General features: G+C 67.1%; 13 protein-coding genes. 8 read left to right on the forward strand and 5 right to left on the reverse strand.

The window, feature by feature from the left end; translation table 11 throughout:
- Positions 1-26: 26 nt before the first annotated feature.
- Positions 27-1,220: a GGDEF domain-containing protein gene (locus tag N0B71_RS20830; RefSeq protein ID WP_259754647.1), complete on the reverse strand. Its 1,194-nt coding sequence runs from the start codon at positions 1,218-1,220 to the stop codon at positions 27-29.
- A gap of 214 nt (positions 1,221-1,434) precedes the next feature.
- Between N0B71_RS20830 and N0B71_RS20835 the strand changes: the two genes are divergently transcribed.
- Entirely contained in the window at positions 1,435-2,049 is a 615-nt protein-coding gene (locus tag N0B71_RS20835) for an FMN-binding negative transcriptional regulator (protein ID WP_259754648.1), read from the forward strand.
- Positions 2,050-2,197: 148 nt separating this feature from the next.
- On the opposite strand, the gene N0B71_RS20840 is transcribed toward N0B71_RS20835, so the two are convergent.
- Complete coding sequence (locus N0B71_RS20840) at positions 2,198-2,599, reverse strand: hypothetical protein (RefSeq protein WP_259754649.1); 402 nt, start codon at positions 2,597-2,599, stop codon at positions 2,198-2,200.
- A 286-nt stretch (positions 2,600-2,885) separates the two neighbouring features.
- Positions 2,886-4,889: a peptidase U32 family protein gene (locus tag N0B71_RS20845; protein WP_259754651.1), complete on the reverse strand. Its 2,004-nt coding sequence runs from the start codon at positions 4,887-4,889 to the stop codon at positions 2,886-2,888.
- Between the two features lie 1,073 nt (positions 4,890-5,962).
- Between N0B71_RS20845 and N0B71_RS20850 the strand changes: the two genes are divergently transcribed.
- Genes N0B71_RS20850 through N0B71_RS20860 form a run of 3 tightly spaced genes read left to right on the forward strand, consistent with a single transcriptional unit; the run spans position 5,963 to position 9,449 of the window.
- Positions 5,963-6,979: an alpha/beta hydrolase gene (locus tag N0B71_RS20850; RefSeq protein ID WP_259754652.1), complete on the forward strand. Its 1,017-nt coding sequence runs from the start codon at positions 5,963-5,965 to the stop codon at positions 6,977-6,979.
- 57 nt (positions 6,980-7,036) lie between these two features.
- The gene (locus tag N0B71_RS20855) at positions 7,037-7,591 is read left to right on the forward strand and encodes an antibiotic biosynthesis monooxygenase (protein WP_259754653.1); all 555 of its coding nucleotides are present in this window, start codon (positions 7,037-7,039) and stop codon (positions 7,589-7,591) included.
- 19 nt (positions 7,592-7,610) lie between these two features.
- Positions 7,611-9,449 (forward strand): amidohydrolase, encoded by a 1,839-nt coding sequence (locus N0B71_RS20860; protein WP_259754654.1) that lies wholly within the window; start codon positions 7,611-7,613, stop codon positions 9,447-9,449.
- 326 nt (positions 9,450-9,775) lie between these two features.
- Here the strand turns inward: N0B71_RS20860 and N0B71_RS20865 are convergent, their stop codons facing one another.
- Both N0B71_RS20865 and N0B71_RS20870 read right to left on the reverse strand, forming a co-directional pair.
- A complete protein-coding gene (locus N0B71_RS20865) occupies positions 9,776-10,534 on the reverse strand; it encodes an anti-sigma factor family protein (protein WP_259754655.1) in 759 nt (252 codons plus the stop codon).
- Positions 10,531-11,040 carry a sigma-70 family RNA polymerase sigma factor gene (locus N0B71_RS20870; RefSeq protein ID WP_259754656.1) on the reverse strand — a complete coding sequence of 170 codons (510 nt, stop codon included), beginning with the start codon at positions 11,038-11,040 and terminating at the stop codon, positions 10,531-10,533. The genes N0B71_RS20865 and N0B71_RS20870 overlap by 4 nt, the downstream gene beginning before the upstream one ends.
- 162 nt (positions 11,041-11,202) lie before the next feature.
- Between N0B71_RS20870 and N0B71_RS20875 the strand changes: the two genes are divergently transcribed.
- The 4 genes from N0B71_RS20875 to N0B71_RS20890 all read left to right on the forward strand — a co-directional run bounded on the left by N0B71_RS20875 (position 11,203) and on the right by N0B71_RS20890 (position 14,062).
- Entirely contained in the window at positions 11,203-12,240 is a 1,038-nt protein-coding gene (locus N0B71_RS20875) for a catalase family peroxidase (protein WP_259754657.1), read from the forward strand.
- The gene (locus tag N0B71_RS20880; protein WP_259754659.1) at positions 12,240-12,800 is read left to right on the forward strand and encodes a cytochrome b; all 561 of its coding nucleotides are present in this window, start codon (positions 12,240-12,242) and stop codon (positions 12,798-12,800) included. Before N0B71_RS20875 ends, N0B71_RS20880 begins: the two co-directional genes overlap by 1 nt.
- Positions 12,797-13,039, forward strand: coding sequence for a DUF2790 domain-containing protein (locus N0B71_RS20885; protein WP_259754660.1), 243 nt, complete (start codon positions 12,797-12,799; stop codon positions 13,037-13,039). Before N0B71_RS20880 ends, N0B71_RS20885 begins: the two co-directional genes overlap by 4 nt.
- A 102-nt stretch (positions 13,040-13,141) precedes the next feature.
- Positions 13,142-14,062, forward strand: coding sequence for an ADP-ribosylglycohydrolase family protein (locus tag N0B71_RS20890; RefSeq protein WP_259754661.1), 921 nt, complete (start codon positions 13,142-13,144; stop codon positions 14,060-14,062).
- The last annotated feature ends 308 nt before the right edge of the window (positions 14,063-14,370 follow it).

Raw genomic sequence — 14,370 nt, forward strand, 5'->3', positions numbered from 1 at the left:
GCGCGTGCCGGGTTACGTGTCGTTGGTCAGACGCCGGGCATGCCGCTGAGTTGCACGCGATTGCGACCTTTTTGCTTGGCGACGTACAGGTGCTGGTCGCAGCGTGCGAGCAATTCGCGGGGCTCGTGCAGGCCGCTCTCGCTGGCCATCGCCGCGCCCAGGCTGATGGTCAGGTGGCGCAGGCTGTCGGGCCGGTAGAGGTGCTCGATGCCCAGGCTCGCCACCTGCTCGCGCAGGCGTTCGGCGACGCAGCGCAGATCGTCGGCGTTGGTCGCTTCCAGCAGGATGGCGAACTCCTCTCCACCATAACGATAGACGTTGGCCTGCCCGCCGCGCAGGGTGCCGACCAGGCTTTCGGCGACCTGGCACAGGCAACGGTCGCCGGCCTGGTGGCCGTAGTGATCGTTATAGGGCTTGAAGTAGTCGATATCGGCCATCAGCAGGGCGAAGGGCCGACCGTGGGCACGCATGCCGTGCCAGCTCTCGTTCAGCTGCAGGTCCAGTGCGCGGCGGTTGCCCACGCCGGTCAGGCCGTCGGTGGCGGCCAGCTCCTGCAGGCGCAGGTTGAGCGCGGCCAGCTCCGCACGCTGGCGGCGCTCTTCGAGGTCGGCGAGGAAGGCGCGGCGTACGCCCTTGATGTTGGTCCAGCTGATGAACAGGCTGAACAGGGCGATGGGCAGGTAGACCAGGGTGAATATTAGCAGTGGCTTGGCGGCGCCGCCGTGGATCAGCCAGACGTTGTAGAAGATGATGGCGGTGATGATCGCCGAGACCAGGGCGATACCCTTGAAGGAGTAGCGCACGCCAAGGTTGCCCAGCAGCACGAAGACCACCGAGGCATAGAGGAAGAACGGCACGTCCGGCGAGGCGCTGCGCTTGAGCAATTCGAACCAGGCGATGGTGGAGATGATGTCGTGCAGCGGCATCAGCAGGTCCATCAGCAGCACGCTGCGGCTGAAGCGGAACACCAGGAAGATGTTGATCAGGCCGATCAGGCTCAGGCCGGTGCGCAGCAGCAGCGACTCCCGGGCCATGTCCGGAATGAGCAGGGCATCGGCCACGACGTAGGAGTCGTAGGCGGCCATGGCGATGAAGTTGATCGCCAGCAGGAAGCGTCGGTAATGCTGGATCACGTACGCCTGGTAGGCATCCTGCAGGCGCGGCGGGATTCTCCCCTGGGACTGCCGGGGAGGAGCGGCGGGGAACTCGGGTGCGGTCATCGAGAGTGGGAGCCTGTGTCTGCCATCCGGGGCGAATGCTGGCCAAGGGCTAGATTAGGGGGCGGCACCATCGCCGTCCAGCGGGGCGAGGCGTGGGCCGTAGCAAAACATCGCCAGCCGCCGATTGGCTCTGTCGCCAGAGTTGCTAATGGATCTTTATAGGGTGCCAATGCGGCGGCATGATGACCGCCATTACCTGCTGTCGAGGCCTTCCATGTACGTACCTGCGCATTTCGAGGAAACCCGCTCGGACGAGCTGCACCGGCTGATCCGCGAGCATCCCTTGGGCATCCTGGTCACTGGCCACGACGGCCTGCTCGATGCCAACCACCTGCCGTTCGAGCTGGAGCTCGCCGGCGAGACGCCGCTGCTGCGTGCCCATGTCGCGCGCAACAACCCGGTATGGCAGGAGGCCGACGGTGAGGAGGTGCTGGTGATCTTCCGTGGCGAGCACGCCTACGTTTCGCCCAACTGGTACCCGAGCAAGCACGAGGCGCACCGCCAGGTGCCGACCTGGAACTACCAGGTGGTGCACGTGCGCGGCCGCCTCAAGGTGATGGACGAGGAGCGCTTCGTACGCGGCGTGGTCGGCCGCCTGACCCGCACCCACGAGGCCGGCGAGGTGAAGCCGTGGAAGATGAGCGACTCCACCCCGGAGTTCATCAGCGGCATGCTGGCGAACATCGTCGGCATCGAGGTGGAGATCAGCGAGATCGTCGGCAAGTCCAAGCTCAGCCAGAACAAGGAGGATCGGGATCGGCTGGGGGCCGCCGAGCGGCTGGAGCAGCTCGGGAGCACGGCGCTGGCCGGTGCGATGCGGTCTGTGTAGGAGCGGGCCATGCCCGCGAACAGCGCCCAAGGGCGCGTTTGCCCAAGGGATGTCCGGCGTTACAGGTTGTCCGGGTCTCGAGCCTGAATCTGTGGGCGGACGTCGTCCGCCTTTCGCGGGCGTGGCCCGCTCCTACAGGGGGGTGTGCTCAGAGCCCGCCCAGCAGATCGTGGGAGTCCAGCAGGCGCCAGGCGATTTCCGGGTTCTTCTCCAGGCCGCGGCGGATCGCGGCGGGGATGGCCTGGCGGGTCTTGCGGCAAAGGCCGGGCTGATCGTCGAAGTCGAACTCGATGCCGCGCATGCTGCGCACTTCGTTGAAGCCGGGGGCGATGTGCAGGCGGATGCCGAGCTGCTCGAAGAGCTTGTGCTGCATGCGCTGCAGGTCTGCCAGGTCCTTGAGGTTTTCCAGGCGTTCGAGCAGGCGCTGTTCCTCGTGCCGGGTCAGCAGGAGGATGCGCAGGTCGGCGTTGGGGTCTGCCAGCAGGCGTTCCCGGTCGCAGTTGCAGGCGCCGGGCGGGCATTGCTGGCGGAGCGGGGGCGTGGTGGGCATGTCCCGATCATAGCGGGGGATCGGGGCTTGTTGTAGGAGCGAGGGGGCGCTAGTTCATGCTCGCGAACGAATTTCCCGGCGGCTCTGACGCAGGCCTTGCTTTAACGCCTGCCGGCTGAATGCATGGCCGGATGTTCTGCCCAACTGTCCCCTCTCCCTTCAGGGGGAGGGTTAGGGAGGGGGAGGAGGTTGGGATTGGCACTGAAGCAAGGTGTGGCTTCGTAACCCTCTCCCCGAAGGGAGAGGGAGTTGACAGAGCACGCCGGTAAGGCGCCCTCGCAGGGCCTCAATGCCCTGGCTTGCGAATGGTCTTGAGCAGATCTTCCGGGCTGATCTGCCCGACGATGGTGTTCACGCCTTCGCTGCCCGGCTGCGGCAGGCCGAGGATGTGGCCCTTGATCTTGCCGATCACGTGCATCTCGCACGGCTTGCAGTCGAACTTCAGGGTCAGCACCTCGTCGCCGTGGATCAGCTGCATCGGCTGCACCTTGGTGCGCACGCCCGTGACGCCCTTGGCCTGTTTCGGGCACAGGTTGAAGGAGAAGCGCAGGCAGTGCTTGGTGATCATTACCGGCACCTCGCCCGTCTCTTCATGGGCCTCGTAGGCCGCGTCGATCAGCTGCACGCCGTGGCGGTGGTAGAACGCGCGGGCCTTCTCGTTGTACACGTTGTACAGGAAGGACAGGTGCGACTCCGGGTACACCGGCGGCGGGCTGGTCTCGGCCTTGCGGCCGCCGCGGGGATGGGCCTGCACGCGCGCCGCGGTGAGCGCCTCGATGGCCTCGCGGCGCAGCGATTTCAGCTGCGAGTTGGGAATGAAGAACGCCTGCGGGGCGTCCAGCTCGATCTTGTCAGCGTGGTACTGGGTGGTACCCAGTTGGCCGAGCAGGTCGTGCAGTTGCTCCAGCGCCTGCTCCGGCTTGTTGGCCGCGCCGAACGGGCCGTCCAGGGCGACGCTGGCGCTGATGCCTTCCTCGCTGGTGGCGGTCAGTTCCAGGCGTTCTTCGCGCAGTGTGGCGACCCACGACAGGCCGACGCGGCGTTCGGCGGACGTCTTCTGCAGCGCCTGCTGCCAGTTGTGGTCCAGGTTGCGCGACAGCGGGTGGTTCGGCCGCAGGCGGTAGAGGCCTTCCGGCATCTCGTTGGGCTCGACGCGGTAGCGGTAGCGCTTCTCGCCGTCTTCCTCGAACTCGCCCCTGGGCTCGGCGATGTTGGCGCGGAAGCCGACCACTTCGCGCTTCACCAGCACGTTGAGGCCGTCGCCGTTGGACAGCGGGTCCTGGGTCACCACCAGCAGGTCGCGCTTGCCGACTTTCTCCACGGTGCCCACGGGCAGGCCGGTGAAGGTCGGCGAGTCGAAGGCGCCGATGTCGATCTTGCGCTCGCTGACGAAGTAGTCGGTGCTGCCGCGGTGGAAGGTCTTGTCCGGGTCCGGCACGAAGAAGTGGTCGGTACGGCCGCTGGACGCGCGGGCCAGATCCGGGCGTTCGGCGAGGATGCCGTCCAGGCGCTGGCGGTAATAGGCGGTGATGTTCTTCACGTAGCCCATGTCCTTGTAGCGCCCTTCGATCTTGAAGGAGCGCACGCCGGCGTCCACCAGGGCGCTGAGGTTGGCGCTCTGGTTGTTGTCCTTCATCGACAGCAGGTGCTTCTCGAAGGCGACCACGCGGCCCTGGTCATCCTTCAGGGTGTAGGGCAGGCGGCAGGCCTGGGAGCAGTCGCCGCGGTTGGCGCTGCGGCCGGTCTGGGCGTGGGAGATGTTGCACTGGCCGGAGAAGGCCACGCACAGCGCGCCGTGGATGAAGAATTCGATGGCGGCATCGGTCTCGTCGGCGATGGCGCGGATTTCCTGCAAGTTCAGCTCACGGGCCAGCACCAGCTGGGAGAAGCCGGCCTGATCGAGGAACTTCGCCCGCTCCAGGGTGCGGATGTCGGTCTGGGTGCTGGCGTGCAGTTCGATCGGCGGGATGTCCAGCTCCATGATGCCCATGTCCTGCACGATCAGCGCGTCGACGCCGGCGTCGTAGAGCTGGTGGATCAGCGCACGGGCCGGCTCCAGCTCGTTGTCGTGGAGGATGGTGTTGATCGTGGTGAACACCCGCGCGTGGTAGCGATGGGCGAACTCCACCAACTGGGCGATATCGCTCACTTCGTTGCAGGCATTGTGCCGCGCGCCGAAGCTCGGGCCGCCGATGTAGACGGCGTCGGCGCCATGCAGGATGGCCTCGCGGGCGATCGACACATCGCGGGCAGGGCTGAGCAGTTCCAGATGGTGTTTGGGCAAGGACATGGTTTCTTCTTTATCAGGCGTGCTTATCAGGTATGGAGCGGGCAATCGCGCATTGTACCGGCCAAACGCCGCGCCGGCACCCGTGGCGTGCCGGGCGGCGTAACCCCCGGTCGCCAGCCAGCTCCGCTCGACTGCAGGAGCGAGTTTGCTCGCGAACCGCTCGACACGGAACGGCGGACTGTGTCCGCCATCGCGTGCATGGCACGCTCCTACAGGTTGGTTGCGGTTCGTGTAGGAGCGGGCCATGCCCGCGATCCGCCGGCAGGGCCGGCGCTTCCTGTTGCGCTGGTGGTGCAGGTTTGCTGCGTTGGTCTCGGAATTTCTGCGCCGCTTCGGCGTGCGCGCTGGCTTCCAGTTTCGCCCCCTCGGGCGACCCACTTTGGCAAGCGACCCAAAGTGGGCAAAGGTCTTGCCCCGTCATCCGGCCCCGGCTTCGCCGGGGTTCCCTCGCTCCATCGCAGTTCCAGGGGCACGCCGCGGTGGGCCATCCCTGGCCCATCGCGGCTCTCGCGGCATCCATGCCGCTCAACCCCTGGAACTCCGATTCCACTCGGCCTCCTGAACGGGGCGTTCGGCGCGTGCGGATATTTCTCTGGAAGTCTGCTGGGAGAGCCAGAGGTAGAGCCCGGCGCGGATGTCGGGCTTTTCGTAGGAGCGAGCTTGCTCGCGAACCGCCTAACACCGGTCTCCCCTTGTAGCAGCGGACTTTGTCCGCCATCGCGTGCATGGCACGCTCACAGGTCTACTCCGGCGTGATGGCTTTCGTAGGAGCGGATCTTGTCCGCGAAATCCCGTGCGGTGCACTCCGCAGCTCGGCCTGGCAGCCAACCTGTCTCGCCCCTACGAAGAGCGGCGCGAAACGTGACCTGTAGGAGCGGGCCATGCCCGCGATCGCGCCCGTGGGCGCTCCTACCGGCAATTACCAAGCCCGGCAGCTCTGCAACGCCCCCGGCGATGCCCTTGCAAAACTGCAAAGTGACCCTGCAACCCTGTCTATTCCGCGCTTTGCGGGCATGGATCAAGATTCGTTCGTCCTTTCGGAATACCTCCCCCCACTTTCAAGGAACCGAATCATGAACGCCAAGAAATCCCTGCTCGCCGCTTCCCTCGCCCTGGCCATCGGCAACGTGTTCGCCGCGGGCAACCCCACCGTCGAACACAACACCCAGGCCTTCCTCGAAGCGCTGGAGGCCGGCAAGGGCCAGCCGCTGGAAACTCTTTCGCCCAAGGATGCCCGTGCGGTGCTGACTGGCGCCCAGTCGTCGGTGAAGGTCGACCTCTCCGGCACCCAGGTCAGCGAGAAGACCGTGCAGACCGACGTCGGCCCGGTGAAGCTGACCATCGTCCGCCCGGCCGGCGTGAAGGGCACGCTGCCGGTGTTCATGTACTTCCACGGCGGCGGCTGGGTGCTGGGTGATTACCCGACCCACGCCCGCCTGATCCGCGACCTGGTGGTGAATTCCGGCGCGGTCGCGGTCTACGTCGACTACACCCCGTCCCCCGAGGCGCATTACCCGGTGGCGATCAACCAGGCCTACGCCGCGACCCGGTGGGTCGCCGAGCACGGCAAGGAGCTCAACGTCGACGGCAAGCGCCTGGCCGTGGCCGGCAACAGCGTCGGCGGCAACATGGCGGCGGTGGTCGCGCTGATGGCCAAGGACAAGGGCACGCCGAAGCTGCGCTTCCAGGCCCTGCTGTGGCCGGTGACCGATGCCAGCTTCGAGACCGGCTCGTACAACCAGTTCGCCCAGGGGCACTTCCTCACCAAGCCGATGATGCAGTGGTTCTGGGACAGCTACACCACCGACCCGAAACAGCGTGCGGAAATCTATGCCTCGCCGCTGCGCGCCACCGTCGACCAGCTCAAGGGCCTGCCGCCGACCCTGATCCAGACCGCCGAATCCGACGTGCTGCGTGACGAGGGCGAAGCCTACGGTCGCAAACTCGACGCCGCCGGTGTGGCCGTCACGTCCGTGCGCTACAACGGAATGATCCACGACTACGGCCTGCTCAACGTGGTCAGCCAGGTGCCGGCGGTACAGGCCGCCATGCGCCAGGCCGGCCAGGAGCTGAAGGTTCACCTGCAGTAAACCGCTTTCCTCCCTCGCCGCAGGGCGGGGGAGGCCACTTCTCTGGAGGGAACCCACGTGAACCAGCCCACGCAGCAAGAATCCGTCACCCTGATCATCCGCCACCGCGCCCGCCCCGACAGCGTCGCCGCCTACGAAGTCATCCTGCGCGAACTGACCCGCGCCGCCAGCGAGTTTCCCGGCCATCTGGGGGTGGACGTGATGCGCCAGGGCGACCATTTCACCTCGGTCCTGCGCTTCGCCAGTGCCGACGAACTGCAGGCCTGGCTCGACTCGCCGCAGCGTCGGGACCTGATCGAACGCGCCAACCCGCACCTGATCGACCTGGAGCAGAAGGAGCTGCACACCGCCCACGAATTCTGGTTCACCACCCCGGACAACCCGCAGAAGCAGCCGCCGCGCTGGAAGCAGGCGGCCATCTCCTACCTGGTGATCCTGCCGCTGGTGATGCTGGTGCCGCAGCTCTGGCGCCCGCTGTTCGTCCAGATCCCCCTGCTGGGCAGCTTCGTGCCCGCCAACATGCTCATCGTCGCGACCATCGTCCTGCTGGTGGTCTACGTTTTCATGCCACGGGCCACGCGCCTGTTCTCCGCCTGGCTCAACGCCCGCTGATCGAAAGAGGAACTTCGCCATGTACGCCGACCTGATCCTGACCAACGGCCGCTTCCACACCGTCGACCGCGAGAAACCCGAAGCCACCGCCGTGGCCATCGCCGACGGCAAGTTCATCGCCGTCGGCACCGAAGCCGAGGCCATGGCCTTCCGCGCCGGCGCCACCCGCGTCATCGACCTCAAGGGGCGCACGGCGATTCCCGGCCTCAACGACTCGCACCTGCACCTGATCCGCGGCGGCCTGAACTACAACCTGGAACTGCGCTGGGAAGGCGTGCCGTCCCTGGCCGACGCCCTGCGCCTGCTGAAAGAGCAGGCCCTGCGCACGCCGTCGCCGCAATGGGTGCGCGTGGTGGGTGGCTGGAACGAATTCCAGTTCGCCGAGAAGCGCATGCCGACCATCGAGGAATTGAACCAGGCCGCGCCGGACACGCCGGTCTTCGTCCTGCATCTATACGACCGCGCGCTGCTCAACCGTGCCGCGCTGCGCGTCGTCGGCTACACGAAAGACACCCCGAATCCGCCCGGCGGCGAGATCGTCCGCGACAGCAAGGGGGAGCCCACCGGCATGCTGGTGGCCCGGCCCAACGCGATGATCCTCTACGCGACCCTGGCCAAAGGGCCGAAGCTGCCGTTCGACTACCAGGTCAATTCCACCCGCCAGTTCATGCGCGAGCTGAACCGTCTGGGCGTCACCAGCGCCATCGATGCCGGCGGCGGCTTCCAGAACTACCCGGACGACTACCAGGTGATCGAGCAGCTGGAGAAAGACAACCAGCTCACCGTGCGCATCGCCTACAACCTGTTCACCCAGAAGCCCAAGGAAGAACTGGCCGACTTCAAGAACTGGACCAGCAGCGTCCAGTACGGCCAGGGCAGCGACTTCCTGCGGCACAACGGCGCCGGCGAGATGCTCGTGTTCTCGGCGGCCGACTTCGAGGACTTCCTCGAGCCGCGCCCGGACCTGCCCGGCACCATGGAGGCCGAGCTGGAACCGGTGGTGCGCCATCTGGTCGAGCAACGCTGGCCGTTCCGCCTGCACGCCACCTACGACGAATCCATCTCGCGAATGCTCGACGTGTTCGAGAAGGTCAACCGCGACATCCCGTTCAACGGTCTGCACTGGTTCTTCGACCATTGCGAAACCATCTCGCCGAAGAACATCGAGCGGGTGAGGGCGCTGGGCGGCGGTATCGCCATCCAGGACCGCATGGCCTTCCAGGGCGAGTACTTCGTCGACCGCTACGGCAAGCAGGCCGCGGAGGCCACGCCGCCGATCAAGCGCATGCTGGCCGAAGGCGTGCCCGTGGGCGCCGGCACGGACGCCACCCGCGTCTCGAGCTACAACCCCTGGACCTCGCTGTACTGGATGGTCAGCGGCAAGACCGTGGGCGGCCTGGAGCTGTACCCGGAAGGGCTGTCCCGCGCCACCGCGCTGGAGCTGTACACCCATGGCAGCGCGTGGTTCTCCAACGAGCAGGGCAGGAAGGGCATGATCAAGGTCGGGCAGATGGCGGACCTGGCGGTGCTCTCGGCCGACTACTTCAACGTGCCGGAGGAAGAGATCAAGGCCATCGAGTCGGTGCTGACCGTAGTGGACGGCCGCGTGGTGTTCGGCAGCGGCGATTTCGAGCGCCAGGCGCCCACCGCGATTCCGGTGCTGCCGGACTGGTCGCCGGTAGCCAAGGTGCCCGGCCACTGGCGCCCGCAGGCGCCGCTGCAGAATGCCGTGCACCAGTGCGTCGGCTCCTGCGGCGTGCACGGCCACAGCCACGAACGCGCCCGCCAGTCCAGCGTGCCGGTGAGTGATTTCCAGGGCTTCTGGGGCGCCTTCGGCTGTTCCTGCTTTGCGTTCTGATGGCGCAACCGTCTGGCCCGCGAGGGCCGGATGACAATCGCGGACGGAGTCCGCTCCCACGTTCAGGGACGCATAGGCGGCATTCCATATGCGGGAGCAACTGCCATGCTGCGAACCCTTGTATCCGAGACTTCCCTCTCCCTAACCCTGGCTACGCGCCCCGCTCCGAAGGGAGAGGGGAACGTTCGGCGCAGGGTGAAATCATTGCGTCAGCCGGCACGGACAGCTCCCTCTCCCTGAAGGGAGAGGGCGGGGGAGAGGGCGGGCCGGCACGATATCTCCTGTAGGAGCGGGCCATGCCCGCGAACCGCGGACAAGGTCCGTGCTCAGAACCCCACCAACTGCCCCACGGCCTGCGCCTGCGGGTCGTCGCTGCGGCTGACCAGCGCGTAGTTGTAGCCGCCCTGGCTCCAGTAGCGTGCCAGCAGGTCGCCGTCCGTACGCTGCCCCTGCGGCAACATCTCGTGGCGCGGGCCCGGCGGGCGGATGAAGAAGGTCAACCGCCGACCCTGGCCATCCTCATAGATCACCAGTGCCGCCGCGCCCTGTTCGGTGGCGAGCAGGCGGGCGCCCACCGTCTTCAAGCCGACCTGCTCCAGCGCGGGCGGCGGGGTGGCGTCCTTCAGGTAACGCGCCAGCCAGCCGCGCAAATCGCCGCCGTCGCGCAGGTCCAATCCCGTCTGGCCGGCATCGGCAAACAGTCGATAGGCCTGCACCGCATCCTGCATCGGCAGCACGCCGTGCATCATCGCGTCGCCGCGCATCTGCCAGCCGCCCATGCCGCCGACGCCCAAGGCCAGCAGCAAGGCTGCCGCCGTGGCCAGCCGCGAACGTCGCCGTTGCTGGATCTGCCGGCGAATCCGCGCCGGATCGAGCTGCTCCGGCAGCGCCCCCCGCGCTTGCCCGGCAAAGGCCGCGCGCAGTTGCTGGGCATCCTGTCGCCAGCCTTCCACGCGGCGGGCATCGTCCGGGTGGGCGGCGAGCCAGGCTTCCACCCACTGGCGGCGCGCCGGGTCCAGTTGGTCGTCGATGTAGGCGTGCAGATCCTGTTCCTGGGGAGTGCCCTCGGGGATGCGTTCGTTCATTTCAGTACCCGCAAAGAAGGAGTCGCCGCCTGTCCTTCGCTCAGCGCGCGCAGCGCCGTGCGGGCGCGCGACAGGCGGGACATGACGGTGCCCATGGGAATAGCCAGCGCCTCAGCCACCTCGCGGTAGCTCAGGCCCTCGACGCTGACCAGCGTCAGCAGCGCGCGTTGCTCGGCGGGCAGGCGCTCGAAGGCCTCCAGCGTCGAGCGTGCGCTGACGATGTCTTCCGGCGACGCACTCACCTCGCTGTCGGCGCCGAACAGGCTGAGCAGGCGCGCATAGCGTTTTGCCCGGCGCTGCCCGTCGATGAAGTGCCGGTAGAGGATCGAGAACAGCCAGGCGCGCAGGTCGCCGTCGTCGCGGCGGCCGGTCCAGGCTGACAGCGCTTTTTCCAGGGTGGCCTGGACCAGGTCGTCGGCGCTGCTCGCGCTGCGGGTCAGCGACAGCGCGAAGCGCCGCAGCCGGGGCAGCAGTTCGCGCAGTGAATGGTCGTCCAGTGAATGCATCGGGGCGCCAGGAATGGGTGGGTTCGAGCGTGAAAGACGAATGTCGCGGCGATCTATTCCCGCCAGGCGAAAAAATAAATTTCTCGCGGTGGGCGGGAATAACCCGTCGCACGGTGCGTCGTACCGGCTCAACGCATTCAGCCTAAGCCTGAGGAGCTGGAAATGACAGAAACCCCACCCAACGTGCCGCTGCGCCTGGCCGCCATCGGCGCCGTGGTGCTCGGCGTGGCCGCCGTCTTCGCCTACGTGGCCGGCTGGCTCGACCCGCAACGCCTCACCCCGGCCGGCGTGATCGACACCCTGGAGCACAACGGCGGCGTCTACCCCGGCTACCGCCGCAACCACGCCAAGGGCCTGTGCGTGATCGGCCATTTCGACAGCAACGGCGCCGCCGCCGACCTCTCCCGCGCCAGCCTGTTCTCCGTCGGCCGCGTGCCGGTGGTGGGGCGCCTCGCCATCCCCGGCGGCAACCCCAAGGCCAGCGACGGCGCCGCGCCGATCCGCAGCCTGGCCCTGCGCTTCCAGCCGACCGACGGCCAGGAATGGCGCACCGGCATGAACGCCATGCCGGTCTTCGTCGTGCGCGACGTCGCCAGCTTCTACGCCCTGCAGCAGGCCACCGCGCCGCAGCCGGGCACCGGCAAGCCCGACCCGGAAAAGGCCGGCGCCTTCTTCAAGTCGCACCCCGAGACACAGGCCTTCCTGCAGTGGGCCAAGTCCTCGACACCGTCCTCCAGCTACGCCAACAGCGCCTACTACAGCCTCAACGCCTTCTACCTGGTGAACAAGGAAGGCAAGGAACAGCCGGTGCGCTGGTCCGTGCAGCCCGAAGCGCCGGTCGAGCCATTGGCCGCCGACAAGCGTGGCGACGCCGACTTCCTCGCCGACGAACTGGCCCAGCGCATCGCCGCCGGCCCGCTGCGCTGGCGCCTGCAGTTCACCCTTGGCGAACCCGGCGACAGCACCGTCGACCCCACCCAGGCCTGGCCCGCCAGCCGCCGCACCGTGGACGCCGGCGAACTGGTGATCGAACGCCTGCAACCGGAAATCGGCGGCGACTGCCGTGACGTCAACTACGACCCGCTGATCCTCCCCGACGGCATCCGCGCTTCCGACGACCCGCTGCTCAGCGCGCGCTCGGCCGCCTACTCGGAGTCCTTCAACCGCCGCACCCGTGAGCAGGCCCAGGAGACCCACTGATGAAACCGACGTACTTCCCGCTCCCCCTGCGCGTGCTGCACTGGCTGATGGCGGTGCTGGTGCTCGCCATGCTGCTGATCGGCTTAGGGATGGTCGCCAGCGTCTCCCCGCGGCACGCCGCGCTGGTCGCCATCCACAAACCCCTGGGCGCCGCGCTGCTGGTGCTGGTGCTGCTGCGCATCCTGGTGCGCCTGACCAGCCGCATCCCCGCACTGCCCAGCGACATGCCCAGCTGGCAACGCCGCGCCGCGCACCTCTCGCACCTCGTGCTCTACGGGCTGCTGCTGGCCCAACCACTGGTGGGCTGGACCATGCAATCCGCCGGTGGCTACCCCGTCGTGCTCTGGGGCGGCGTCGAACTGCCCGCGCTGGTCTCGCCCTCGGTACAGCTCCACACCGTACTGCGCAGCGCCCACACCGTCATCGCCTACGCCTTGCTCGCGACCATCCTCCTGCACCTCGCCGCCGCGTTGTTCCACGGGCTCATCCGCCGCGACGAAGTCCTCCCCAGCATGACCGGCGCCCCCATGCCGCGCCGTTCCACTGGGGATCGACCATGAAGGCGTGGCTCGCTGTCGCCTGCCTCTCCACCTCCTGCGCGGCCCTCGCCGCGCAGGACGCACCACCGCCGCAGGACTACCACGACGGCCAGCAGCTCGACATCAAGCGGGTGGTGCAACAGCCGGACCTCGACTTCTGCGGGATACGCGAGGTGAAGATGACCTACGAAGACAGCGCCGGGCAGCGGCACAGGCTGCGGTATCCGGTGTGGGGGCAGGGGTGTGGGAATGAAAACTGAGGGGCTGCACGAATCAGCATGACGCGCGCCGGGAATGGTGCGGCACTCCGCGCCCATCTTATGATGGCTGCCTAGGACACCGTTCTGCATTGGAGGCAGCCTTTGAGCGCTCAACTCGAACTTTCGGACCGCTACACCGGCTGCCTGCTCGGCCTGGCCTGTGGCGATGCCGTCGGCACCACCTTGGAATTCACCAACCGCGCGAGCCTTACGCCGATCAGCGACATGGTCGGTTGCGGGCCGTTCGGCCTCAAGCCGGGGCAGTGGACCGACGACACGTCCATGGCCCTGTGCCTGGGGGAAAGCCTGCTCACGTGCAATGGCTTCGACGCCAGGGACCAGATGACGCGCTACCTCAACTGGTGGCAGTGGGGCTACTGGAGCGCGACCGGGGAGTGCTTCGACATCGGTATGACCGTTCGCCAGGCACTGAGCACCTTCCAGGAGACCGGCGAGGCCTTCGCCGGTTCTACCGATCCGGCGACTGCCGGCAATGGCTCGATCATGCGTCTGGCGCCGGTCGTGCTGTATTACTACCCGGACCTGCGCGAGGTCTCAGCGGCCGCCGCCCAAAGTTCACGCACCACCCATGGTGCGACGGAGGCGGTCGAGTCCTGCCAGTTGCTGGCGCAGGTATTGGCCAATGCCCTGGCCGGCCAATCCAAGGATGAGCTGCTGACTCTCTCGCCGGAGCGCTACAGCGAACCCGCCATTCGGGAACTTGCCGCCGGCAGCTTCCGCCACAAGCGCAGGGAAGACGTGCGCGGCACTGGCTACTGCATTGCCTCGCTGGAAGCGTCGCTCTGGTGCTTCTGGTCCACCAATAGCTACGCTGCCGCCGTGCTGGAAGCCTCCAACCTCGGCGACGATGCCGACACCACGGCCGCCATCACCGGGCAGATCGCCGGTGCCTATTACGGCAAGCAGGGTATTCCCGCCCACTGGCTGGCGCGACTGCATCAGCGGGCCGATATCGAGGAGATGGCCCTGGCCTTGCTCAGGGCAGCGCAGGCACGGGCCTAGCGGCTGGCGCTAATTGGGGCTGAGCCTCTGGGGCGCACGCGTCTTCACCTATGGCGGAAGATCAGGCTTCACAACGAAGAATACTTTTCGTCATTCTGCTCCCGGCGGCGAACCGGTTCGGGGACAACGGTGCTTGCACGACGATTGAGCCGTTGCGGCTCCACAGTCCCTTATTAGGCACGGCTAAGCAGCAACGGCCAGCTGGGGGCATCGGCGAGGGGCGTTGTGCAATTCCTCACCAGAACCTCCAGCGGCATTCGCGCCGCTGGCGGTCCGTTTCTCAGGTTAAGCCAGCGCTTCCGCCACTG

It is taken from the genome of Pseudomonas sp. GCEP-101 (assembly GCF_025133575.1).
GTDB classification, from domain to species: domain Bacteria; phylum Pseudomonadota; class Gammaproteobacteria; order Pseudomonadales; family Pseudomonadaceae; genus Pseudomonas; species Pseudomonas nitroreducens_B.